At 66.1% G+C, this 23,418-nt stretch carries 16 protein-coding genes and 2 pseudogenes; 7 read left to right on the top strand and 11 right to left on the bottom strand.

The features are described from left to right. Positions 1-53: 53 nt before the first annotated feature. Positions 54-1,763 carry an alpha-amylase family protein gene (locus IQ220_RS02450; RefSeq protein WP_193912987.1) on the top strand — a complete coding sequence of 570 codons (1,710 nt, stop codon included), beginning with the start codon at positions 54-56 and terminating at the stop codon, positions 1,761-1,763. On the opposite strand, the pseudogene IQ220_RS02445 reads toward IQ220_RS02450, so the two are convergent. Together IQ220_RS02445 and IQ220_RS02440 are read right to left on the bottom strand one after the other, a co-directional pair. Then, a pseudogene (locus IQ220_RS02445) lies at positions 1,724-3,288 on the bottom strand (FAD-dependent oxidoreductase). The gene IQ220_RS02450 and the pseudogene IQ220_RS02445 overlap by 40 nt on opposite strands. Further along, positions 3,288-4,832 (bottom strand): glycerol kinase GlpK, encoded by a 1,545-nt coding sequence (locus tag IQ220_RS02440; protein WP_193912989.1) that lies wholly within the window; start codon positions 4,830-4,832, stop codon positions 3,288-3,290. The pseudogene IQ220_RS02445 and the gene IQ220_RS02440 overlap by 1 nt, the downstream one beginning before the upstream one ends. Between IQ220_RS02440 and stpA the strand changes: the two are divergent. Next, positions 4,807-6,200 (top strand): annotated as a pseudogene (gene stpA, locus IQ220_RS02435) (glucosylglycerol 3-phosphatase). The gene IQ220_RS02440 and the pseudogene stpA sit on opposite strands and share 26 nt — an antisense overlap. Here stpA and grrM read toward each other — a convergent pair. The 5 genes from grrM to mnmE all read right to left on the bottom strand — a co-directional run bounded on the left by grrM (position 6,190) and on the right by mnmE (position 11,402). After that, positions 6,190-7,368, bottom strand: coding sequence for a cyclophane-forming radical SAM/SPASM peptide maturase GrrM/OscB (gene grrM / locus IQ220_RS02430; RefSeq protein WP_186698082.1), 1,179 nt, complete (start codon positions 7,366-7,368; stop codon positions 6,190-6,192). The pseudogene stpA and the gene grrM overlap by 11 nt on opposite strands. An 11-nt stretch (positions 7,369-7,379) precedes the next feature. Then, positions 7,380-7,856 (bottom strand): GrrA/OscA1 family cyclophane-containing rSAM-modified RiPP, encoded by a 477-nt coding sequence (grrA, locus tag IQ220_RS02425; protein ID WP_193912991.1) that lies wholly within the window; start codon positions 7,854-7,856, stop codon positions 7,380-7,382. Positions 7,857-7,922: 66 nt separating this feature from the next. Next, positions 7,923-8,951, bottom strand: a complete 1,029-nt coding sequence (grrP, locus tag IQ220_RS02420) for an extracellular substrate binding-like orphan protein GrrP (RefSeq protein WP_228008801.1) — start codon at positions 8,949-8,951, stop codon at positions 7,923-7,925. Between the two features lie 101 nt (positions 8,952-9,052). Further along, complete coding sequence (gene nadC, locus IQ220_RS02415; protein ID WP_193912993.1) at positions 9,053-9,916, bottom strand: carboxylating nicotinate-nucleotide diphosphorylase; 864 nt, start codon at positions 9,914-9,916, stop codon at positions 9,053-9,055. A gap of 55 nt (positions 9,917-9,971) precedes the next feature. Next, entirely contained in the window at positions 9,972-11,402 is a 1,431-nt protein-coding gene (mnmE, locus tag IQ220_RS02410; RefSeq protein ID WP_370566305.1) for a tRNA uridine-5-carboxymethylaminomethyl(34) synthesis GTPase MnmE, read from the bottom strand. A gap of 8 nt (positions 11,403-11,410) precedes the next feature. Between mnmE and IQ220_RS02405 the strand changes: the two genes are divergently transcribed. Next, on the top strand, positions 11,411-11,914 hold the full coding sequence (locus IQ220_RS02405; RefSeq protein WP_186698087.1) for a DUF2062 domain-containing protein: 504 nt from the start codon (positions 11,411-11,413) through the stop codon (positions 11,912-11,914). Between the two features lie 50 nt (positions 11,915-11,964). On the opposite strand, the gene IQ220_RS02400 is transcribed toward IQ220_RS02405, so the two are convergent. Both IQ220_RS02400 and IQ220_RS02395 read right to left on the bottom strand, forming a co-directional pair. After that, on the bottom strand, positions 11,965-12,153 hold the full coding sequence (locus IQ220_RS02400; RefSeq protein WP_186698089.1) for a hypothetical protein: 189 nt from the start codon (positions 12,151-12,153) through the stop codon (positions 11,965-11,967). Positions 12,154-12,281: 128 nt separating this feature from the next. Next, complete coding sequence (locus tag IQ220_RS02395; protein ID WP_193912995.1) at positions 12,282-13,769, bottom strand: YdiU family protein; 1,488 nt, start codon at positions 13,767-13,769, stop codon at positions 12,282-12,284. A gap of 863 nt (positions 13,770-14,632) precedes the next feature. Here IQ220_RS02395 and IQ220_RS02390 point away from each other — a divergent pair. Beyond that, complete coding sequence (locus IQ220_RS02390; RefSeq protein WP_193912997.1) at positions 14,633-15,427, top strand: class I SAM-dependent methyltransferase; 795 nt, start codon at positions 14,633-14,635, stop codon at positions 15,425-15,427. 113 nt (positions 15,428-15,540) lie between these two features. After that, a complete protein-coding gene (locus tag IQ220_RS02385; protein ID WP_193912999.1) occupies positions 15,541-16,665 on the top strand; it encodes a hypothetical protein in 1,125 nt (374 codons plus the stop codon). A 105-nt stretch (positions 16,666-16,770) separates the two neighbouring features. Here the strand turns inward: IQ220_RS02385 and IQ220_RS02380 are convergent, their stop codons facing one another. Both IQ220_RS02380 and IQ220_RS02375 read right to left on the bottom strand, forming a co-directional pair. Continuing rightward, the gene (locus IQ220_RS02380) at positions 16,771-17,637 is read right to left on the bottom strand and encodes a hypothetical protein (RefSeq protein WP_193913001.1); all 867 of its coding nucleotides are present in this window, start codon (positions 17,635-17,637) and stop codon (positions 16,771-16,773) included. 674 nt (positions 17,638-18,311) lie between these two features. Beyond that, positions 18,312-20,606, bottom strand: a complete 2,295-nt coding sequence (locus tag IQ220_RS02375) for a bifunctional (p)ppGpp synthetase/guanosine-3',5'-bis(diphosphate) 3'-pyrophosphohydrolase (RefSeq protein ID WP_370566314.1) — start codon at positions 20,604-20,606, stop codon at positions 18,312-18,314. A gap of 278 nt (positions 20,607-20,884) precedes the next feature. Between IQ220_RS02375 and IQ220_RS02370 the strand changes: the two genes are divergently transcribed. Beyond that, a complete protein-coding gene (locus IQ220_RS02370; RefSeq protein WP_193913003.1) occupies positions 20,885-22,486 on the top strand; it encodes an ABC transporter ATP-binding protein in 1,602 nt (533 codons plus the stop codon). A 112-nt stretch (positions 22,487-22,598) separates the two neighbouring features. Continuing rightward, positions 22,599-23,408 (top strand): heparin lyase I family protein, encoded by an 810-nt coding sequence (locus IQ220_RS02365; RefSeq protein WP_193913011.1) that lies wholly within the window; start codon positions 22,599-22,601, stop codon positions 23,406-23,408. Positions 23,409-23,418: the final 10 nt, after the last annotated feature.

Here is a 23,418-nt window from a genome sequence, read left to right as displayed (position 1 = left end):
CTGGCGGCCATTTGCGCTTAAACCAAGACAGAGCGAGAGGGTCTGGATGCCTGATGCCTGATCCGGTGGCGCACTGGTGGGAAGGCTGTGTGATCTACCAGTTGCTGCCGCGCAGCTTTGCCGATGCCAACGGTGACGGCATCGGCGATCTGGCCGGCATCAGGGAGAGGCTGCCCTACCTGAGCTGGCTGGGGGTGGACGCGATCTGGATGACGCCGATCTACCCCTCTCCGCTCAAGGACGGCGGCTACGACATCACCGACTTCAAGTCGATCCACCCTGATCTGGGCTGCATGGCCGACCTGCGCCAGCTGCTGGAGCAGGCCCATCGGCTCGGCATCAAGGTGGTGCTCGATCTGGTGCTGAACCACACCAGCGTGCTGCACCCCTGGTTCCAGCGGGCCCGCTGGGCGCCGAGCGGCAGCTCCGAGCGCGACTTCTACGTGTGGCGGGATCGCGACGACGGCTACGCCGACGCCCCCGTGCTGTTCCGCCGCTACGAGAGCTCCAACTGGGAATGGGATGAGGTGGCGGGGCAGTACTTCCTGCATCGCTTCCTGCGCCACCAGCCCGACCTCAACTACGCCAACCCCGCCGTGCAGGAGGAGATGCTGGCGGTGGTGGACTTCTGGTTGGAGCAGGGGATCGACGGCTTCCGGCTCGACGCCGTGCCCTTCCTGTTCGAGGAGGAGGGCAGCCGCTGCGAGGGCCTGCCTGAGACCCACGCCTTCCTGCGGCGGGTGCGGCAGCGGGTGGACGCCTGTGACCGCGACGTGCTGCTGCTGGCCGAGGCGATCCAGCCGGTGCAGGAGTCGGCTCCCTACCTGGCGGAGGGGGAGCTGCATGCGGCCTTCGAGTTCGCCCTCACCGCCCACCTGTTCGCGGCGGTGGCCCAGGGGCGCTGCGACCAGCTCTACACCTGCCTGCGCGAGGCCCAGAACGCCGTACCGGGCTGCCGCTGGGCCCTGCCCCTGCGCAACCACGACGAGCTGTGGCTGGGCGATGGCCACCTGGTGAGCGATGCGGTGGTGGAGGCGGTGTGCACGGGCTTCCCCAACGCCGAGGGCCACTGGCTGAACTGGGGCATCAACCGTCGGCTGGCGCCGATGCTCAACGGCGATCCGCGCCCCAACACCCTGCTGCACAGCCTCATCTACAGCCTGCCCGGCATCCCCTGCCTCTACTACGGCGATGAGCTGGGCATGGGCGACTGGCCCGGGCTGCGCGACCGCGATGCCAACCGCACGCCGATGGCCTGGACGCGGGACCGCGCCGGCGGCTTCTCCACGGCGCCCGATCCCCTGCTGGTGCTGCCGCCGATCACCGCCCCCGGCTACGACTACCGGGTGGTGAACGTGGCCGTGCAGCAACAGCTCTCCGGCTCCCTGCTCAACTGGCATCACCGCATGCTCACCAGCCGCCAGCAGTTGCCGGCCCTGCGGCTGGGGGACTTCCAGCTGCTGGAGAGCGACCACCCCTCCGTGTTGAGCTACGCCCGCAGCACCGGCGACATGACCATGGTGGTGGCGGCCAATGTGTCGGGCACGGGAGCCTCCACCCAGCTCGATCTGGGCCAGTGGCGGGGCAGCCGCATGCGCGAGGTGGTGTGGGGCTGCGAGTTTCCCGCCGCCAATGACAGCTGGTTCATCTACCTGCCCGCCTACGGCTTCTTCTGGTGGCTCGTGGGCGAAGCGGACATGGTGTCCGAGGCTGAGGAGCCGCCTCAGCCCGAAAGGGCGGAGCCGGTGGCCGCCAGCTCCTGATCCAGCAGCCGCTGCACCTCGGGCCGCAGCCGTTCGGCCTCGGCGCTGTCCACGAAGCCGAGGCGGCAGCGCCGCCAGAGCACGTCGTCGCTGCTGCGGGCCCACTCGTGGCGCACGGCGTGGCGCACTTCCGCGGCGGTGAGTGGAATCACCGGGCTCAGGGGTTCCCTTTCCTGGGGCGAGGCGGCGCAGGCCAGCACCGCCTCGGCCTGCAACCCGTGGCTGGCGAGCAGATGCTGCACCAGGGCCGCCGGGTGCTCAGCGCCGAGGCGCTGCTCCAGGGCGGCGAGCCCCCGGCGGGTGGACTCAGGCTCCTCTTCGGCACCCAGGATGGGCGTGGGTCCGGCGGGCTCCGCCAGGGGACGGCCCAGCTGGGCTGCCACGGCCTTCAGGCCATCGAGGGCCATGGGGCGGCAGGTGGTCCACTTGCCGCCCATCACGCTGATCAGTCCGGAGGGGAGCTGCTCCACCTCGTGCTCGCGCACCACGGTGGAGGTTTCCGGGGCTGCACCCGCGGCAGCGGGGCTGGCGGCGCTGGCCGGGCGCAGCAGGGGCGGGCGCCGGCCCAGCGGCTGCACACCTGCGGCTCTCCGTGCTGGGGGAACCAGCGCCGCACGTAGCTGAGCAGGTAGGCCTCCTCCTCGGCGCTGGGGGCGTTGGCCTCCCCGACCGGGCAGGAGGTGTCGGTGGTGCCCACCAGGGTGCGGCCGAAGAAGGGCAGCACGAACAGCACCCGGCCGTCGTCGGTGGCGGGAATCAACAGGCCGGTGCCGCCGGGGCAGAGGTTTCCCTTCAGCACCAGGTGGATGCCACGGCTGGCCTGCAGCCTTGGGCCCTGGTCGGGATCGGCCATGCGGCGGATCGCGTCGGCGCCGATGCCCGTGGCGTTGAGCACCACCCGGGCCTGCAGCTCGCGGCGCTCGCCTGTCTGCAGGTCTTCCACCACCGCGCCGCTGAGGCGGCCCTGCTGGCGCAGCAGCTCCACCACCCGGGTGCGGGTGTGCACGCTCGCGCCGAGGCCCGCGGCGGTGCGGGCGATCAACAGGTTGAGCCGGGCATCGTCGAACTGGCCATCGCTGTAGGCCACGCCGCTGTAGCCGGGAGCCAGCTCGGGCAACTGCTGCTGCACGGTGCCGCGGGCCAGCCAGCGGCTGGCGCCGATGCCGCGGCGCCCGGCCAACAGGTCGTAGAGCCCCAGGCCGATGCCGTAGTAGGCCTGCTGAATGAAGCCGGCGGTGGGCAGCAGCAGCTCCAGCCGGTGGGCCAGAAACGGCACCGCCTCCAGCCAGTGGCCCCGCTCCCCCAGTGCCTCCCGCACCAGCTGCAGCTGGCGCCAGTCCAGCCGGCGGAAGGCCAGTTCCAGGTAGCGCACGCCGCCGTGCAGCAGCTTGGTGCTGCGGCTGCTGGTGCCCTGGGCGATGTCGCCCGCCTCCACCAGGGTCACCGAGAGGCCACGGCGCACGGCCTCAAGCGCCACGCTGGCCCCGGTAGCGCCGCCACCGATCACGAGCAGATCCACGGTCATCAGGCTGCTCCGGAAGGGGTTACCACTTGAGCCTGCTGCAGGTCGGGGTCATGCCAGTGCAGGCTGCGCTCCACGGCGGACCGCCAGCGCTGCTGCCGATGTTGGCGCTGCTCCAGGCTGATCGCGGGCTCGAAGCGCCGGGCACCGGGGGCCTCGGCCAGGTCGCTCCAGGCACCCAGGCCCTCCAGCTCTCCAGCCTGCACCCCAGCCAGCAGGGCCACGCCCCGCGCCGTGCTCTCCAGGTCGGCCCGGCGCCGCACCGGCAGGCCGGTGGCATCGGCCTGGGCCTGGAGCAGCAGATCGGCGGCTGCGGCTCCGCCATCGGCAGCGAGTTCCTGCAGGGGCTCGCCCAGGGCCTCTTCGGCCAGCTCTACCAGGGTGGCCACCGCCAGGGCGATCCCCTCCAGGGTGGCCCGGGCGAGTTGGGCCGGGCCGGTGTCGCGGCTGAGGCCGATCAGCAGGCCCCGCGCCGCCGGATCCCAATGGGGCGTGCCCCAGCCGGTGAAGGCGGGCACCAGCATCACGCCGCCGCTGCTGCTGCAGCTGGCCGCCAGGGCGTTCACCTGGTCGGAGCGCTCGATCAGCCGCAGGCCGTCGCGCAGCCACTGAATGGCGGTGCCGGCATTGAAAAGGCTGCCCTCCAGGCAGTAGGTGGGCCGGCCGACGGCATCGGTCCAGCCGACGGTGCTGAGCAGGCCGGCGTCGGAGCGCTGGATCGTGGCGCCGGTGTTGATCACCAGGAAGGCGCCGGTGCCGTAGGTGCACTTGCCCTCGCCGCTGGTCAGGCAGCTCTGGCCCAGGGTGGCGGCCTGCTGGTCTCCCAGCACCGCCGTGATCGGCACGCCGGCGAAGGGCAGCCCCGCCGCGATCGTGCCGAAGGCGGCCTGGCTCGGCAGCAGCTCCGGCAGGGCATCGGGCGGCACCCCCAGGCTGGAGGCGAGCTCGAGATCCCAGCGCAGCTGCTCCAGGTCCATCAGCAGGGTGCGGCTGGCATTGCTGCAGTCGGTGGCATGGCGTCCGCACAGCCGCCACAGCAGCCAGCTGTCCACGGTGCCGAAACACAGCTCCCCGGCCGCCGCTGCCGCCGCCGCCGCCGGCAGCTCCCGCAGCAGCCACACAATCTTGCTGGCGCTGAAGTAGGGGTCCACCAGCAGGCCGGTGCGCTGGCGGATGGTGGCTTCCAGCCCCTGCTGCTTCCAGGCGGCGCAGAGGGCGGCGGTGCGGCCGTCCTGCCACACGATCGCCGGGGCCAGGGGCTCCTGCGTGCCCCGGCGCCAGAGCACGGTGGTTTCACGCTGGTTGGCGATCCCGCAGGCCACCACGGCTCGGCGCTGCTCCGGGCTGATCGCCTGCTCCAGCTGCTGCAGAGCGGCCAGCTGGCTCTGCCAGATCGCCTCCGGGTGCTGCTCCACCCAGCCATCCGCCGGGTAGTGGCACTCCAGGGGGGCACCGCAGCAGGCCACCTGCTGGCCCTGGTGGTCATACAGCGCCGCGCGGGAACTGGTGGTGCCCTGGTCGATGCTCAGAAAGAGGGCAGAACCCATGCAGCCACCTGTTTTGAGTTTGGTACCACAACAGGCTGGGCTGAACCCAGGGATCCACCCGGCCGCAAGGAAGTGCAACGGTGGGCCGATGGGGCAGGGTGACTGCAGCGGCCCCCGGCCGCCCGACGCCCCGGCAGCCCGCGCCATGCCCCTCTCGCCCAACCCCCTGAGCCCGGATGCCCTGCTCGAGGACCTGGCCGCCCCTGCCGAGCTGCTGATCGTGCAGGACCTCGACGGGGTGTGCATGGAGCTGGTGCATGATCCGCGCCAGCGGCGGCTGGAGCCGGCCTACATCCGCGCGGCGCGGCAGCTGGAGGGACAGTTTGCGGTGCTCACCAACGGCGAGCACGAGGGCAGCCGCGGCGTCAACCGGGTGGTGGAGCAGGCCCTGGCCGGCAGTGCCGAGCCCGCCGCCGAGGGCCTCTACCTGCCCGGGCTGGCGGCCGGTGGCGTGCAGCTGCAGGACCGCTTTGGCCTGGTGAGCCATCCGGGGGTGTCGGCCGGGGAGATCGCCTTCCTGGCGGCAGTGCCGCAGCGGCTGCGGCGCAGCTTGCTGGAGCGGCTGCCGGCGCTGTTGCCCCACCTGGGTGGGGATCGGCGGCAGGCCCTGGTGGAGGCGGCCGTGCTCGACAACCCCCTCTCCCCCAGCCTCAACCTCAACGGGCTGTTCGCTGCCGTGGAGGGCAACGTGGCCGGCCAGCAGGATCTACAGGCCCTGGCTCTGGAGCTGATGGGGGAGTTGCTGGCGGAGGCCACAGCGGCAGGCCTGGGCGAGGCCTTCTTCCTGCACCTGGCCCCGAACCTCGGCCGCCGGGACGGTGCTGAGCAGCTCAAGCCCGCCAGCCCCGCCGGCACCGGCACCACGGACTTCCAGCTGATGCTGCGCGGCGCCCTCAAGGAGGTGGGCCTGCTGGTGCTGCTCAATCAGGCCATCGGCCGCCGCAGCGGCAGCCCCCCCCTCGGCGCCGACTTCAACGTGCGCACGGCCCCCCACGACCACCCCAGCCTGCTGGAGCTGGCCCGCTCGGCCTTCGAGCCGGCGCTGATGCCCACCCTGGTGGGGGTGGGCGACACGATCACCTCGGTGCCGGCGCAGGCGGGGGCTGGCTGCGGGGCGGCAGCGACCGGGGCTTCCTCACCCTGCTGCAGGAGCTGGGCGCGGTGTTCGGCACGGCCAACCGGGTGGTGCTGGTGGACAGCAGCGGCGGTGCCGTGGACCGCCCCTCCCACGCCGATGGCCGCCTGGTGGGTCTCACCGATCCGCAGGATTCCCTGCGCATCGACGCCAGCCTGGCCGGCGGGCCACGGCAATACGTGGAGCTGTTCGGCAGGCTCGCCGAGCGCCGGGGTCAGGCCCTCAGGGGTTGAGGCCCAGCTCGCGCTCCATGCCGGCCAGGGCCACCTCGGCCACCAGCTGGATGCGGTAGCGGCAGTGCTGCGTGGTGGTGCCGTCGAAGCGGCCGTGCTCCCAGTACTTGTTGCTGCCGGCGCCGCCACCGCAGAGGCCGAAGTAGTCGCAGCTGGCCCGGCAGCGCTCCACACCGGTGCGGATCTCGCGCTCCACCTGCTGGAACTTCGGCGTGCCGGCCAGATCCACCAGGCTGTCGCGCAGCACGTGGCCGAAGCAGAAATCGCCGAAGCGTTCGGTGTGCACCGACAGCAGCTCCGGATCGAAGGTGGACATGTTGCCGCGGGCATCCACGTTCACGATCGCGAAGGGGGTGTTCATATCGGTCTGCACCAGGCGGGCTTCGCCGCAGGCCAGGCTGGTGATTCCCTCGAACTCGCGGATCCGCAACCGCTCGGGCTGGTCGCCGCAGCGGTCCCAGACGCGCTCCATGAACTGGCGGTAGCGGGCCTCCAGGGCGGGCCGCTCCCCCGCCGAGACCTCCAGGCTGGACTGGGTGTTGACGCCCTCGGTCTCCTCCATGTTGAAGCCCACGTCGCCGATGCCCTGCTGCAGGAAGAAATCGACGATCGCGTCGGCATGGTCGAGCCCGGCGGCGGTGAGCACGCAGATCACCTCGAAGGGGATGCCCCGCCGTTGCAGCCAGTCCACCCCCCGCATCACGGCGGCATGGCTGGGCAGGCCGGTGCGGGTGACCCGGTGGGCGTCGTGCAGGAAGGCGGGGCCATCCATGCTCACGCCCACGTGGATGTCGTGGCGCTCGAAGCAGTCGCACCAGGCCGCATCGATCACGGTGGCGTTGGTCTGCAGCGACTGCACCACCGTGGAGGGCGGCAGCCCGTGGCGCTGCAGCACGGCCTGGATGCGGGCGCTGGCGGCGTCGTAGAAGGCGATCGGCATGGTGAGCGGCTCGCCCGCATGCCAGAGCAGGGTGAATCCCCCGTCAAAGAAGGGGCTCTCCAGCACCCGCTCCAGGGCCGCCTCCAGCAGCTCCAGCGACAGCCGGGTGCGGTCGTCCCGCTGGGGCAGGTAGCAGTAACTGCAGTCGAGGTTGCAGAAGGGGGTGGGCTGCAGCACCAGCAGGCGCACCGGCCCATAGGCCAGCTCAGGCACCGGGGTGACGCTCATCGGGGCCTCGCTCAGCGGAAGTTGCGGAAGCCACCGCCGTTGCGGAAGCCCCCATTCCTGAAGCCGCCCCCATTGCGGAAGCCGCCATTACGGAAGCCACCGCCATTGCGGAAGCCGCCGTTGCGGAACCCCCCGTTGCGGAAGCCGCCATTGAAGAAGCCGCCGTTGCGGAAGCCTCCGTTGTAGAAGCCGCCATTGCGGAAGCCGCCGTTGCCCCAGCCCACGGTGGGGGCGTTGACGAACACGTAGGCCAGGGCGTCCGGTGGCCCGGCCTCTGGCCCCAGTTCCTCACGATCCTGGCCTTCCAGGTTGGTGCCGGCCTGCTGCTCCCTGTCCCGCACCACCGCTGCAATGCGCTGCATCCGCGCCTCGATGCTGGCGGTCGATCCCTGCTGCGCGGCGGCGGTGGCCAGGGCCGCTGCGCAGTCGAGCGGCAACGACACCAGCAGCAGCAGGCCGAACAGGCGGGAGCGGGTCAGAAAGGCCATGACAGGTGCTGCGAAGAGACGCGCGGACGGAAAAAAGGAACGGCGGGAAGGGGAGCAGAGGCCGCTTCAGCTGCCGGGTTCGGGCTGCTGATCGCCGTCGGCCGCGGGCAGGGGCCTGATCGCCTCCCGGCCCAGCAACAGCCCCTGGAAGATCTCATCGACCTGCTCATGGGCAGCGCCGGGGCCGGTGCCGGGCGCCAGCCAGCGATCCACTGCGGCCACGTCTTCTGGCCTGCCGTCCACATAGCCCTGCAGCAGCCGGGCGATGGCCAGATCCACCAGGTTGCGGAAGGCGGAGTCGTTCTCCGGCAGCAGGCAGGCCACCCCATAGCTCTCGAAGGGCTCGTCGGGCACCAGCGCCAGGTCCTTGAGTCCCCGGGCCCGGGCCAGGGCAGCGAGCACCTTGGTGTCACCGATCACTCCCTCCACCCGGTTCGCCTCCAGGGCATCGAGGGCCTCGGACAGGTTGGCGAACGGCACCAGCCGGGCCTCGGGCTGCATCCCCTCGAGCTCCGTCTCCGCCAGGGTGGAGCGCACCACGCCGATCGGGCGGCCGGTCAGGGCGGCGGGATTGCCGTCGAAGCGGCCGGCCGGGGCCAGCAGGCGCAGGCCCGACACGCCGATGGGCATTGAGAAGTCGGCGGTCATGTCGGCTTCCCAGCTGAAGGGAATGCCGCAGGCCAGGTCGGCGGTGCCGGCCGTCACCCGAGCGGCGGTGGCGGCCAGGTCGGGCTCCATGACCAGCCGGAGCCTCACGGGACGGCCCACGGCCCTGGCCAGCTCGGCGGCGATCCGCTCGCCCAGCAGCACCGCGTAGCCCTGGGGCTGGCCCTGGCTGCCGCCGCTCAGCAGGGGCGGCGCGTCGGCGGGGCCGACCAGCACCAGTTCCCCGGAGCGGGCCACCCGTTCCACGGCTCCTCCCGCCAGGGCGGCAGCAGGAAGCGCCAGCCCCCCAGCCACGGCCAGGGCTGCCAGGGTGGCCGTGCTACAGAGCGCGCCCGAGGCGGCGGGCTCGGCGCAGCTCAGGCTCAGGGGGCGGCCGTAAGGGGCTGATCCCCCTGGGGAGGGAGCGGCCGAAGGGCCTGGGGAAGACAAAGCACGCCACGCCGGATGCCCCAGGACTCTGGCAAGGCCTGGGGCATCCGGCCATGCGGCGGGCTGCAGCCTGCGGGATTCTTCATTGCGACGAAGACCGCTCAGATCCACTGCTGCGCAAAGCGCATGCTGATGTCGAGCCAGGGGCTGCGGGTGATCGGTGCGCTGCTGGAGATCAGGTCCACGCCGCTGGCCGCACAGGCGCGCAACTGGGCCGGCTCCACCCCGGAGGCCTCCAGCACCACAGCCCGGCCCAGGTCTGTGGCCAGCCGGCGCAGGACCGGCACCAGCTCGGCCAGGGCACCAGGGCTGAAGCCATCCAGCAGCACGGCGTCAGCGCCGGCCTGGATCGCCTGCTCGGCCTCGGCGGCGGTCTCCGCTTCCACGATCACCCGGGCGGGCCAGGGGGCCGCAGCCCGCACCGCCAGCAGGGCCGGCACCACCCCGCCCGCCCAGGCCAGGTGGTTCTCCTTGAGCATGGCGGTGTCGTCGAGCCCGAAGCGGTGGTTGAGGCCGCCGCCACAGCGCACGGCGTATTTCTCCAGCAGCCGCAGCCCTGGAGTTGTCTTGCGGGTGTCGGCCAGACGCACGCCGCTGCCCTCCAGCTGCTGCACCAGCTCGGCGGTGGCCGTGGCGATGCCGCTCAGGCGCATCGCCAGGTTCAGGGCCGTGCGCTCGCCTGCCACCAGGGCCGCGGCATCTCCCTCCAGCTCCAGCAACCGCTGATCGGCCTGGATCCGCTCGCCATCACCCACCAGTAGCCGCACCTGCAGCTCGGCATCGAGCAGGCGGAACAGGGGCTCCACCAACGCCCCGCCACTGAACACCCCGGCGCGCCTGGCCACCCAGTGGGCCCGGCCCCGCGCCCCCGCTAGGGCGGGCGCCGTGAGGTCGCCGCGGCCCAGATCTTCCGCCAGCCAGGCGCGCAGCAGGGGCTCGAGTTGCAGGGGGCTCAGCGGTGGCATGGCAGCGAGCGCGGCAGGAGGGCGGACCCTCCAGGACCATGGCAGCCTGCCCGGCTCACTTGCCGATGCAGAAGCGCGAGAACACCCGATCCAGCACCGCCTCGTTCACCTCTTCGCCGGTGATGGCACCGAGGGCCCGCACCGCCGTGCGCAGGTCGATGGTCCAGAAATCCCAGGGCAGCCCCTGCTCGGCGGCCTCCAGGCTGCCCGTCAGGGCAGTCGCCGCCTCCCTGGCCAGATCGCGCTGACGGGCGTTGAGGGCCACCTGGAGACCCTGCCCATCGCCCGCCCCGCAGCGCCGCAGCAGCTGCTGCACCAGGGCATCGCTGCCGGCGCCGGTCAGCGCACTGATCACGCCATCGGGGCTTGTCGCCACCGACTCGGACTGGGCTGGAGGAGGCCCTGCCTGATCCGGGGCGATCAGATCCGCCTTGTTGCCCACCAGCAGCAGGGGCACCCCCTCCGGCACCAGGTTCCGCAGGGCGGCGTCCTCCTCGGTCCAGCCGGCCTGGAGATCGAACAGGAGAAGCACCGCATCGGCGCTGGCCAGGGCCTCGTGGCTGCGGGCGATGCCGAGCTGCTCCACGGCGTCGGCGGTGGGCCGGATGCCGGCGGTGTCGAGCAGGGTGAGCGGCACGCCGTCGAGCACCAGCTCGCTCTCCAGCAGATCGCGGGTGGTGCCGGGCAGGTCGGTCACGATCGCCCGCTCGCGGTGGCTGAGGCGGTTGAGCAGGCTGCTCTTGCCCACATTGGGGCGCCCCACGATCGCCACCCGCAGGCCCTCCCGCAGGGCCGCGCCCTGACGCGCCTCCAGCACCAGGGCCTCCAGCTCCCGCTGCACCGCCACCAGGGCGGCCACTACGGCAGCGGCGTCGAGGCGGGGGAGGTCGTCTTCGAAGTCGACCCGGGCTTCCAGTTCGGCCAGCTGGTCGAGCAGCCGCTCCCGCAGGCTGCCGATACGGCGCTGCAGGCCGCCATCGAGGCCGGCCATGGCCAGCTGGGCGGCGCGGCGGCTGCGGGCCGTGATCATCTCGCTCACCGCCTCGGCCTGGGTGAGATCGAGGCGGCCGTTCAGAAAGGCCCGCTGGCTGAATTCCCCGGGCTGGGCCAGGCGGGCCCCGGCGGCCAGCACCAGCTCCAGCACCCGCTGCACCGGCACCAGGCCGCCATGGCAATGGAGCTCTACCACGGTTTCGCGGGTGAAGCTTCGCGGCGCCCGCATCAGCAGCAGCAGGGCCTCATCCACCCGTTCCTGCGTGGCCGGATCCACCACGTGGCCATACAGCACCCGATGGGTGTCCCACACCTGGGAACCCGGCGCCCGGAACAGCCGGGCGCCGATGGCCTCGGCCCGGGGGCCGGAGATTCTTACGATCGCCACACTCCCCTGCCCAGGCGCGATCGCCGTGGCGACCGCTGCGATCGTGTCGCCGCCTTGGGCGCTGGCCGTGATCGCTTCGTCATCCAGCTCCAGCTCGCCTGTCACCCCGTTCCATGGCGCTGCGTCCACCCCAGTTTCAACCGCTTGCCCCCGCGGTGCGTGCCATCCAGCGGGCGATCCAGTGGCTGTGGCAGCAGGAGGGCAGCCCCGGTCAGCGGGCCAGGGGGCTGGCGGCGGGGGTGTTCTGCGGCTGCTTTCCGTTCTTCGGGCTGCAGACCCTGCTGGGGGTGGCGCTGGCGAGCCTGGTGCGGGGCAACCACCTGCTCGCCGCCGCGGGCACCTGGATCAGCAACCCCTTCACCTACCTGCCCCTCTATTGGCTCAACTTCAAGCTGGGAAGTGTGTTCCTGGGGCCGGGCCAGGGCTGGCCGGGCATGGAGAGCCTGCGCAGTGAGGCGATCTGGCAGCTGGGCTGGGCTTTTGCGAGCCGCATGTTGCTGGGATCCCTGGTGGTGGGTCTCGCCGCCGGGCCCCTGGGCGGCTGGCTCTACTGGCGCTGGCTGCTGCAGACAGGCGGCCAGGCTGATCCCCAAGTCCCACGGCCGCCCACAGGTTGATGCAGGCCCCGCCCATGAATCGGTTTCATGACTTCGCTTCAGGACGGGGATCAGGAATTGGCCAGGCCGGGAAACACCATCAGGTCGATGTGGCCACCGGTGGGATGGCGCCATTCGCGGAATTCCTCAGCCAGGGCCTGATGGTCTTCGCTGAGGCACTGATCCTGGAGATCCTGCAGGCGCTGATGCACCTGATCGAGGGTGTGGTCAATCAATTCGGCGGCCTGTTCAGATGTCATGGCCAGATGGGTGGTTGTCGGACGAAAAATTATCCTCATTTTGTAGACAACATGCTCCGATTGAGCTGTAGCAGCAGACACACGGCCCGGGCGCTGTGGCCGAATGCCCATGCTCAGAGCCACTCGAATCAGTCGTCCTTCACCACAGTGCGCGCCAGCCAGTCGTGGAAGGGTTGCCAGTCGTCGGCCTGATCAATCGCCTCCCAGAGCCTCTCAATCACTCGACGCACCGGGGTTTCGGGCAGGTTCCAGCGCTGCAGGCGATCAGCGATCGAGCTGGCCGCGCTGGCCGCGTCTGGGGAGTTGGCTTCGGTGTTGGCAGCCTGGTGGCTGCAGGCCCACCAGGCGTCGCGCCAGGCCAGCCAAGGCTGCCGGGGCGGCTGCGGGGCCCCCGCCAGGAAGGGCCCCAGCTCATCGGGTGTACTCGGCAGGCCTGCCTCTGCCACCCGCGCCGCCAGCCCGGCGAAGAAGGATCCGTAGCCCACGGGCCAGGCCGCCAGCAGTTGCAATGTGGCAGGCAGGGGATCCGGGGCTTCCCCCAGGCCATCTCCTTCCCCCGGCCATGCCGGCGGCAGCCCCAGCCGCCTGGCCATCAGCTGGCGGTAGTGGTGGTCGAAGGCCGGCGCGAAGCGCTCCAGGCGGGCCTCCAGCTCGGCCCGGGGCAGCAGCATCACCAGGGGCTCCTGCAGCAGGCGCAGGTTCTGGTGGGCGACTGCCGGTTGCTGGCCGTAGGCGTAGAGACCGGCGTGATCGAAGTAGGCCGCCGTGAAGCGCGGGTCCAACTGGTCGAGGAAGGCGAAGGGGCCGTAGTCGAAGCTCTCCCCGGCCAGCGACATGTTGTCTGTGTTGAGCACCCCGTGGGTGAAGCCGGCGGCCATCCACTCGGCGCTGAGTCGGGCCACGCGCTCCACCAGCTCGCCGTAAAAGGCCAGCAGCCGCGCCTCCCCAGTCGCTTCGGTTGCGGCCACCTCGGGGTAGTAGGTGATCACCACATGCTGCAGTAGGCGCTCCAGCTGTCGCGGCTGGCGTTGATGGAGCATCCGCTCGCAGCTGCCGAAGCGCAGGTGGGTGCGGGCCAGGCGCACCATCACGGCGCTGCGTGTGGGGGAGGGCTCGTCTCCCCGGTACAGATCCTCCCCTGTTTCCACCAGGCTGAGGCTGCGGCTGGTGGTCACGCCCAGGCGCTGCAGCGCCTCGCCGGCGATCACCTCCCGCACGCCCCCCTTGAGGGTGAGGCGGCCATCGCCGCCGCGGCTCCAGGGGGTGGTGCCGCTGCCCTTGGTGCCCAGGTCCTGCAGCTGGCCATGGCGGTCGCGCAGCTGGCCATAGAGAAAGCCACGGCCATCGCCCAGAAAGGGGTTGTAGGTGCCGAACTGATGGCCGTGATAGCGCAGGGCCAGCAGGGGTGTGCGCGCCTCGAAGCGGCCGTAGGCGGCCTCGATGTCGGCGTCGGAGACGCTGGCAGGATTGAGGCCGATTTGGTGTAACAGGGAGTCGTTGCGGAAGCGCAGCTGGGTGCGCGGGAACTGCGCTGCCTCCACCACGTCCCAGTAGTCAGCCCCGAGTCCTTCGAGCTGGGGCTCGAACGGCAGGGCGAGCAGGGGGTTGGGGGGCATTGCAACAAGCTTGAGCGGATTGACCCTAATGAGCAGGTCCCAAGGGACACTGGGTTGCCAACGAGGCAGGGGGAGCTTCAACGTCGGTGATCGATAACGTCAAGAAGCGGGCGATCCTTGATGGAAGGCCATCTGCGCCCTCCATTCCACCAAGAACAAAGAGGGCAAGAGAGATCCTGAGATGTATGTTGCCGCCAAGGCAAAGTAGTGGTTCCATTACTGTGCAGATGGCTTGGCCTATGGGATGCGCTGCCGGGTCGGCATTGAGAAGCTCTCAAGGAATGCGAGGCCGAGGTCTGGATTGCCGCAGCCGGGGAGCACCTCCTACGGCTGGATGCTTTCGGAAGCAGCCTGCCTGATCCGATTGAAGAGGAGAAAGTGCCTTTCAATCCGAAGGAGGAGAATCCCTTCGGGTCAGCCATTATCAGCTCGGACTTCGGAGCGGTCTATTCCTGCCGGGGCATCAGGAAAACGGCCTAAAGCTCAAGATCCTTCTTGCATGGAGACGTCCATGAACCGTGCAAGACCACTGCTTCTTATATGCTATCTAAAAGATCGGCGTGTCGGATAAAAGTGTACGACTGGAAAGCCCTCTAGGCCCCAAAGGCAAACCAACAGGCCTGAGTACGAGGCCAGTGTAGACATTAGGACCTAAAGTGGCTCACATCTGTCTCATTGGTGAAAACAAGACTAGCCTTCTAGAGATTGAGTACCTTTGTTAGACTCCTATGGTTGCAGGCGGCGTTGGCAGCGCACGCGCCTGCTTCAGCCTGGGCTGACGAATAACAGCTTTAGCCAGCATCAGGATCCTGGCCTCAAGCAGGCTCTCTACTATACTGATCACAATCTTTGCTCCTTGGGGCATGTCAGACAGGATTCTGGATCACTACACGGACCAGCCACCATCTCTGTCCAATACAATTGGCATCTTTAAAGGCGAGTGGAGCTCTGCCATACCAGGTTGTCCAGATGGTGGAAGAGCCCCGCTTTTTTCTGACCCACGTGCAGACTACTGGATCAAGAAAACAAATGAGTTGTTTGGCAGCTCGCTTACCTCAGAATCAATTAATGCACTCGAGCTGGGGCCGCTGGAGGGGGCACATTCCTACATGTTCTCCAATGCAGGCTGGAATGTTACTTCAATTGAAAGCAATTCCAGGGCGTTTCTAAAAACACTAATCATTTATAATGAATTCAATCTCCATGCCAAGGCGCTCTACGGTGATTTTATCCCTTATCTAAAGAATCCCAGCACCCCTCTATTCAATTTTATTGCTGCCAGTGGCGTTCTCTATCACATGAAAAATCCCTTGGAGACAATTGACCTCATCCTGTCTAAATGTCTATCTGTGGGAATATGGACTCATTTCTATGATGAGTCATTGACAAGTCTTTGGCCTAATCGATGGAGCCAAATCGAACTCAGTGCAGGTGGCACAACTTACCCGGCATTTAAGCAATTCTATGGTCAAGGACAAAAAGATCAATCCTTCTGTGGCGGTGGTCAAGAGTATTCAATATGGGTTCAGAAAGACGACATCCTAACTCGCTTAAGCGATCATGGTTTTGACATAGATATACATTCCTGTCAAATGGATCATCCCAATGGACCTTGCATGACTCTATTTGCGCACTCGAAGCACAAGCCTCCCCAGTAATGCTTACCACTTTTCATATTCAGCCAACACTACTGGTAGCGAGAAAGAGTCCCAACCGAACTGAACGGTATTTGATTAGATCGTAATCCGATTAATAACCTACTCATGCAATAATGAAGCAGATCTACCTCCATATTGGTCATGGCAAAACCGGAACCTCGGCGTTCCAGGCATTGATGGCACAATCTCAGAAGATGCTTCTTTCTGCAGGCATACTGTATAAAGAGCATCCCAGCTTTTCAAATGCGATCCGATCACGGATAAGTTCAGGCAACATTGATCCGAGTGACACGAATGATTGGTTTGACACTCAGGTCTTGGCGACCGTGAGGAACAACCAGAATTACGATAAGTATGTTTTTTCCTGTGAGAATGCTTTCCACTATATGGATAGTGTGTACGCGGCTCTCGACAATAGTAAGGATAACTTTAACTTGCACGTGATTCTAGCTGTCCGCAATCCAGGAGACATGCTCTCATCTGAATACCATCAACTGGTTAAGCGTGATGGGTTGTTCATTTCATACGAGGCCTTTCTAGAGCGCACTAGCTATAGATGCAAGCATGCTTTCAGAGCTCTCGAGATTATTGAACAGCTCGAGAGCAAGGAGATTTCCTTTTCTCTATTAAACTTTTCGAATTTAGGCTATGCAATTACCCGAAGAATCTCTGAAATCATTGGCATAGATACTTTAGTCGATACTCATAGATTTACAAGTATGAGAGTAAACCGGTCGATGTCTGTTTCAGAGTTGCAGGCTCTCGTTCTTGTCAATCGACTCTATGGCAAGTTCGCGGGCACCAAGCTATCAGATGCATTGGTTAACTCACTCCCAGATATTGATTCTGACCCTTTATTGCCATCGGCTTCGTCAAGCAAGAAGATTGCTGATGAAATGAAACCGATCATCCATGCGATTAATCGAAGATTGCCTCTGTCTTCCCCACTTGTAGTCACCAACGATGTTGAGATAGAATCGAATTTGATCTCTCCCCTCGATGATTCTCAGGTTGCCATCATTAAGGGTGCTATTTCTGAGCTGAGTCAAAGTGAAGATCGCGCTTGGCGGGCAAAGAGATCAAGTTTTCTCATGAAGACAGCAAATAAGATCTTGGAAAAAGAGTCACTTGGGGTTCGTGTTGCTTTCAGACTGATGAAGCTTGCTCAGCATCTGCAGCCTTCAAGTCAGCCCATAAGAGAAAAGACTCGCAGGCTAAGAAGAATGATTAGGCGGTGACTCAATATCAGCCCTAGAAGTTCCTGTCATAGACTATTTGACTAGGATGCTTGCAGAGTTTCGAAGAGACTCTGACTTAGAGCGAGGTACTCTGGCTCGAAAATATCATGCTTTTGATAGAATACATCCAAACTCGGCGCCCAGACAGAATACTCTAACGTTCAACTGAGGTAAATATCCTAGTATGGAGAGGTTCAATACGATGTTCTTTAGTGATGCCGGGGTAAATTGCCAACAATGTACATCAACATAGGGCTTGGAGGCGTATTCGTTCATAGCTGCATCAATGCACCTTCTCATGGCCGTTGTAGCATTTCTGAAGGGGTTGAGCGCTTCTTGATACTGGTGACGGCTGAAGCATCTCGTTTCAAGTACTGAACGCAAGCTAGGTCTTGACCTGTGCTCTAGATGGGCAACTATGACTTCAAGATAAGTCGATTCTGGAATAAAGTGATCGAAGCAATATAATTTATGTGGTGCAGTAAATGCGTAGTGCCCGGAGTCCTCTAAGGCTGAAAGTACATTGATGAAATGTGCTATTAAGTCGGGTTGATGCTCTACACAGTGATGAGAGATTATGGCTTCATATTTGCTGGTAATCTGAGAAAAGCCATTCGCCAGGCAATAGTCGATGTGGGGAACTTTGTCGGGATTCCTGTTTAGAGCGTGACTTGCACGAGTTCGAAGTTCGTCGGTAGTAAAGTAGTCGGCGTATTCAATCTCTACTCCAGGCTTTCTAAACCTTTCAAGCGATGGCTTATCAAATGGCCCGATTTCAAGCATCCTTTGGCAGTGGCCAAGGGACTTGTCCATGAATTGCATCCGATTGCTGATTTCGCTTGCAATTCTGTTGGCGGCTAGACCATGATCTTGCCAATGTTGCCTAAGTGCCTTTGTTCTGAGGTCTGGCAAGTCTGGATTGTGCTTTCGATACTGTCTTGCGTTGAATTCCTGGGGGATGGCGTCGTGCATCGGAATCGTTCCAAAGACTAATTACTGAGTTGGTAGTAAGAGTCTAGCGTGAGTAGAGTTCAACTCAACGTGTTCCCCAAACTTTAGAATATGCTCAATAGCCTGCCTGATAGTGTGTTCCTGGCGTGTGTGCCCTCCTAGAACTCATGGGAACTGAACCAATGGTGGTGGTCACGTTAGTCTGGCAATGGTTTTCAGGAGGTTTTAGCTGTATCCTTTTTCGTGAAGGAATTACATTTCTTTCCTAGCAGCGCGCTTCCTTGGGGGCTGGGGCTGGGGTAAATCCCCGGCACCAGCAGGGCTGACATGGCCAAACTTGACCAGCCCGGCCATCTTGATGTGTCCGTAGCATCTACAGAGATGGCACCCCCGTGGCTTAATGTCTGCTGCCGAGTGGTTCTCCGGCAAGACCTCTTCTGGTTTCTGGTTGGCAGACAGCACCGGAAAGCTAATGTCGTTTAGCAAGTATGCCCAGTTCTACTGGGGCATGGCTGTAGAGCGCCCCAACTCATCAGCCACATAGGATTACCATGGGCCCGAATATTCGTAACAGTGGCACTCCATTGGATCTTTACTGCTCCTGGTGAGTTGCATGTTGATGATCCGCCGCATGGACGGAGTTTGGCCTGCTTGAAGACCTCCTAAAACTCCTAGGGACTAAGGCCTCTGCCGGGTCAGCCAATCCCCGTCCGACAGATGTCGAGCACATCCGCCATCGAGGCGATCTGGTTGATGGTGCCGCTGAGCTGGTGGGCGCCGCTGAGTTCCACCCGCAGTTCAATGCGGGCCGGCTTGCCGGGGGTGGTGCGCACCCGGGCGTCGCTCACGTTGATGCGGTGGTCGGAGAGGCGCATCAGGATGTCCTTGAGCACGCCCACCCGATCGAGCACCTCGATGCGCAGCTGCACCGGATAGCGGCGCTTCTCCTGGTCGGAGGTGGGGTTCCAGCGCACGGGTAGGCGGCGCTCGGGCGGCACCTGCTGCACGTTGGCGCAGTCCTGGCGGTGAATTGTGATGCCGTGGTTGCCGAGGGCCACCGCCGCCAGAATCGCTTCCCCCGGCAGGGGACTGCAGCAACCGCCCAGCCGGTAGTCGAGGCCCTCAAGCCCCAGGATGGCGCTGGAGGCTCCGGGGCCGATCGGGCTGGCCGTGGCGGTGGGCGGGCCGGCCTGGTTTTTCACGGAGCGGGCCAGTTCCTCGTTGCTGAGCACCGGGGCGGCAGCGCTGTTGGCGAGGCGCAGCTCCTCGCGCAGGCGGTTGAGCACCTGGTGCAGGGTCACTCCGCCGAAGCCGAGGTTGGCGAGCAGGTCGTCGGTGCTGATCAGGTTGCAGCGGCGGGCCACCTTGGCCATCGCCTCGCCGTTGAGCAGGGCATCGAAGCCCTCACGGCCCAGCTCCCGCTCCAGCATCTCGGTGCCGCGCTGGATGTTGGCCTCGCGATGGCTCTTCTTGTACCAGGCCCGGATCCGGTTGCGGGCCGTGGGGGTGGCCACGAAGTTGAGCCAGTCGAGGCTGGGATGGGCCGCCTTGGCGGTGAGGATCTGCACAAAGTCGCCGTTCTGGAGCGGCGTGGCCAGGGGGCAGAGGCGGTCGTTGATACGTGCCCCCTGGCAGTGGTTGCCCACCTCGGAATGAATGCGGAAGGCAAAATCCACCGCCGTGGATCCCTTGCGCAGGCCCACCACATCGCCATTGGGGGTGAACACGAACACCTCCTCATCGAAGAGGTCTTCCTTGATCGAGGCGAGATAGTCGTTGCTGTCCTGGGCGCCACCATCTTTTTGCCAGTCCACCAGCTGGCGCAGCCAGTTGAAGCGCTCGGCGTCGTTGCCGAGGGCAGCAGGTGAACCGCCTTCTTTGTATTTCCAGTGGGCAGCGATGCCGTATTCCGCCACCTGGTGCATCTCGGCAGTGCGGATCTGCACCTCGATCGGCCGATGGCGGCCGATCACCGCCGTGTGCAACGACTGGTAGCCATTCGGTTTCGGCAGGCCGATGTAGTCCTTGAAGCGTCCGGGGATCGGCCGGAAGGTGTCGTGCACCACCGCCAGGGAGCGGTAGCAGCCATCGAGGCTGGGGCAGAGGATGCGCAGGGCGGCCACGTCGTAGATCTCGTGGAACGCCTTCTGCTGGCGCTGCATCTTGCTCCAGATGCCATAGAGGTGCTTGGGGCGGCCGCTCACCTCGCAGGCCGAGAGCCCCACGGCGGCGAGCTTGTCGCGCAGCAACTGCACCGTGACCTGCAGCCGCTCCTCGCGCTCACTGCGCTTGGTGGCCACCTGCAGCTGCACGTCGCGATACGCCTCGGGCTCCAGGATCTTGAAGGCCAGATCCTCCAGTTCCCACTTGAGTCGGCCGATGCCGAGCCTGTTGGCCAGGGGGGCGTAGATCTCGCGCGTTTCGCGGGCGATGCGCAGCTGCTTCTCGGGTTTCAGCGCCCCGAGGGTGCGCATGTTGTGCAGCCGGTCGGCCAGTTTCACCAGCACGACGCGGATGTCGCTGGCCATGGCCAGGAACATCCGCCGCAGGTTCTCGGCCTGGGCCTCGGTTTTGTTGGTGAAGTGGATGCCGCCCAGCTTGGTCACGCCCTCCACCAGGGCGCGCACCTCGCCGCCGAAGTGCTGTTCCAGCTCCTCGGGGGTGACCTCGGTGTCCTCCACCACGTCGTGGAGGAAGCCGGCGGCGATCACGCTGGCGCTGGCGCCGATGTCCCGCAGCAGATCCGCCACGGCGATCGGGTGCACGATGTAAGGATCGCCGCAGGCCCGGTACTGGCCCTCGTGGAGCTGGTAGGCGAAATCAAAGGCGGAGGCCAGCAGGGCCTCGGCGTCGGTGGGACACGACTGGCCGTCGCCAGGAGGGGCGTGCTCGATGCAGTGCTGGAGCCACTGCGGCAGCGGCACGCCGTAGTCGTCCGGACTGTGGATCGGGCGTGGCTTGGGGAGCGCCCGGGCCGCCGGAGGCCCGATGGCGAGGTCGAGGCATGGGGCCGTCCCCAGGCTCTCCAGGCTGGTCTGCAGCCCTGACTGACGCTTGGACTGCGCTGACGGGTCGCAGTCACTGCAGGGGTTTCGAGACCACCCACAGCCGGGTGATCCGTCTCTGGGCCCGGGGCGTCGGTGCGCTCCAGCGGGGGGTTCAGATCGGAAACCGCGCGGAGCATGCAACCTTGCGGACTGCACCAATCGTAGGCAGGTGCGGCCCGATCGGGACCAGTCTCGGCGTCAGCGGATCCAAGCTGGGGGCCATGACTGAGCCCGTGCTGTGTTTCAAGGACCTGGTGGTCCGCTATCCAGGCGCGCCGAGCCCCACCCTCGACGGCCTGGTCCTGGAGCTGCATCCCGGCCAGACCCTCGCCCTGGTGGGCCCCTCCGGCTGTGGCAAGAGCACCGTGGCCCGGGCCGCCCTGCAGCTGCTGCCCGAGGGCAGCCAGTGCAGCGGCAGCCTCAGCCTCGGTGGCCAGGATCCGCGCCAGCTGGGCCGGGCCGCCCTGCGCCGTCTGCGTGGCGAAGCGGTGGGCCTGGTGTTCCAGGATCCGATGACGCGGCTCAATCCGTTGCTGACGGTGGGGGATCACCTCACCGACACCCTGGCGGCCCATCGCCCCGGCTGGAGGCGGCGCGCCCTGCGGCAGCGGGCCGAGGATCTGCTGCAGCGGGTGGGCATCAGCGCGGAGCGCTTTGACAACTACCCCCACGCCTTCAGCGGCGGCATGCGCCAGCGGCTGGCCATTGCCCTGGCCATGGCGCTGCGACCGCCCCTGGTGATCGCCGATGAACCCACCACCAGCCTCGATGTGGCCGTGGCCGGCCAGGTGATGGCGGAGCTCACCCAGCTCTGCCGCGAGGCCGGCAGCGCCCTGCTGCTGATCAGCCACGATCTGGCCATGGCCGGGCGCTGGTGTGACCAGATCGCCGTGCTCGACCAGGGCCGCCTGATCGAACAGGCTCCGGCCCGGCAGCTGCTGCTGGAGCCGCAGGCGCCGCTGAGCCAGCGGCTTGTGGCCCGAGCCCGCGAGCGGGAGGCGGCGGGCGCCCGTCCACCGGGTGAGCGGCAGCGGCTGCTGGAGATTGAGGCTCTGCGCTGCTGGCATCCTTTGCCCTCGGCCCCTTGGCGGCCCCGCTGGCTGAAGGCCGTCGATGGGGTGAGCCTGGAGGTGAGCCGCGGCGAGACCGTGGGAATCGTGGGGGCCTCAGGCTGCGGCAAGAGCACCCTCTGCCGGGCCCTGATGGGCCTCACCGCCGTGCAGGGCGGGGCGGTGCGCCTGGATGGCATCGACCTGCGGCAGCTGCGCGGCGAGGCGCTGCGGCAGGCCCGCCGCGGTCTTCAGATGGTGTTCCAGGACCCCCTGGCCTGCCTCAATCCCCAGATGACGGTGGCTGACGCCGTGGCCGATCCCCTGCGCATCCACGGCCTGGCCAGCCGGCCGGCGGCCCGGCAGCGGGCCCGGGAGCTGCTGGCGGCGGTGGGCCTGAACCCGCCGGAGGCGTTCGAGCAGAGGCTGCCCCGCCAGCTCTCCGGCGGCCAGCAACAGCGGGTGGCCATCGCCCGGGCGTTGATTCTGGAGCCGAGGGTGCTGCTCTGCGACGAGAGCGTGAGCATGCTCGATGCCGAGGTGCAGGCCGATGTGCTGGCCCTGCTGCGGGATCTGCAGCAGCGGCTTGGGCTGGGTCTGCTGTTCGTGACCCACGACCTCTCGGTGGCCGGCGGCTTCTGCCACCGGGTGATCGTGCTGGAGGGCGGCAGGATCGTGGAGCAGGGCCCGGGGGCAGAGCTGCTGCGTCATCCCCGGGCCGCCATCACCCGCACCCTGGTGGAGGCCTGCCCGCGGCTGCCCCAGCCCGCCTGAGCGGGGGGCTGGTCCGGAGATCGAAATGTGCACTTGCAGCACCCGGCCAAGAGCCACAATCTGCAACCACTCTTCATCTGGCTGAGGGAGGCAAGCCCCAGCCGCCCATCCCATGCGGAAGCGGAACAGAAAGGGCCGGCCAACCTGGCGGGCGGGCCGCGGTATCCGCGTACCTAAAGCCACCACCATTCGCCTCACCGGTGATGGACGCGTTTTCAATCGCCACCCCACAGTCCGGAAGGTCGCGTTAGGGCCAAGCGCCCGTCTGGGTAGCGGCGGCAACTACAGCGAAGCAGGCTCCCCTGATTTGCTTGGCAAATACCAGGGGGCCTTCTCGCCAGTGAGCCTGCGCGAGGAAGGTAGTAACCGCTTTCTGAGCTTCAGCGTGAACGGCAGGGGGAATGGTCAGAAGGATCGCGCTGAGCTCACTCAGCAGGGGTATTTCAAGGCTGGGAGAGCGCTCCAGGCCAACTTCAGGATGCGCATTCCCAAGGGCAGTGGGGTATCCGACAACTCCTACTACCTGATGCAACTCTGGCAGCTGGGCGGCAAGAACCCGTTTGTGGGCCTCCGCATGCGCAGGGGGGAATCCCACAAGGTGGACTTCATTACCAAGACCGTGAAAGGCGGCTCCCGCCAACTCAACAAGGTGGCCCCCTTCAGCTTTGTGCCGGGGCAGTGGCACAACTTCCAGATGCGCTTCCGCTTTCGTCCTGGCAAAAACAGCACCATGAGCGTGGCCGCCGATGGCAAGCAGATCGGCAACTGGAGGGGTCGGGCAGGAACACCCAATGTGCAGCCGATCCCCAACCGCGGCCCCACCCCTTACTACCGCTTCAAGTTCGGGATCTACAAGCGCAACGAGCCCAGCGCCGGCACGTTCACCACCCACTTCGACGACATGCTGGTGGGAATGCTCTGAGCCGAGACCC

It is taken from the genome of Cyanobium sp. LEGE 06113 (genome assembly GCF_015207615.1).
Note: the sequence above shows the minus strand (reverse complement) of the source record. Positions and strands in the feature narration are given on the sequence as shown.

Excerpts from the sequence above, each read along its gene's own strand:
- IQ220_RS02450 (WP_193912987.1), top strand. The coding sequence starts at position 54 with ATGCCTGATCCGGTGGCGCACTGGTGGGAAGGCTGTGTGATCTACCAG.
- IQ220_RS02440 (WP_193912989.1), bottom strand. The coding sequence starts at position 4,832 with ATGGGTTCTGCCCTCTTTCTGAGCATCGACCAGGGCACCACCAGTTCC.
- grrM (WP_186698082.1), bottom strand. The coding sequence starts at position 7,368 with ATGAGCGTCACCCCGGTGCCTGAGCTGGCCTATGGGCCGGTGCGCCTG.
- grrA (WP_193912991.1), bottom strand. The coding sequence starts at position 7,856 with ATGGCCTTTCTGACCCGCTCCCGCCTGTTCGGCCTGCTGCTGCTGGTG.
- nadC (WP_193912993.1), bottom strand. The coding sequence starts at position 9,916 with ATGCCACCGCTGAGCCCCCTGCAACTCGAGCCCCTGCTGCGCGCCTGG.
- IQ220_RS02405 (WP_186698087.1), top strand. The coding sequence starts at position 11,411 with ATGGCGCTGCGTCCACCCCAGTTTCAACCGCTTGCCCCCGCGGTGCGT.
- IQ220_RS02400 (WP_186698089.1), bottom strand. The coding sequence starts at position 12,153 with ATGACATCTGAACAGGCCGCCGAATTGATTGACCACACCCTCGATCAG.
- IQ220_RS02395 (WP_193912995.1), bottom strand. The coding sequence starts at position 13,769 with ATGCCCCCCAACCCCCTGCTCGCCCTGCCGTTCGAGCCCCAGCTCGAA.
- IQ220_RS02390 (WP_193912997.1), top strand. The coding sequence starts at position 14,633 with ATGTCAGACAGGATTCTGGATCACTACACGGACCAGCCACCATCTCTG.
- IQ220_RS02385 (WP_193912999.1), top strand. The coding sequence starts at position 15,541 with ATGAAGCAGATCTACCTCCATATTGGTCATGGCAAAACCGGAACCTCG.
- IQ220_RS02380 (WP_193913001.1), bottom strand. The coding sequence starts at position 17,637 with ATGCACGACGCCATCCCCCAGGAATTCAACGCAAGACAGTATCGAAAG.
- IQ220_RS02370 (WP_193913003.1), top strand. The coding sequence starts at position 20,885 with ATGACTGAGCCCGTGCTGTGTTTCAAGGACCTGGTGGTCCGCTATCCA.
- IQ220_RS02365 (WP_193913011.1), top strand. The coding sequence starts at position 22,599 with ATGCGGAAGCGGAACAGAAAGGGCCGGCCAACCTGGCGGGCGGGCCGC.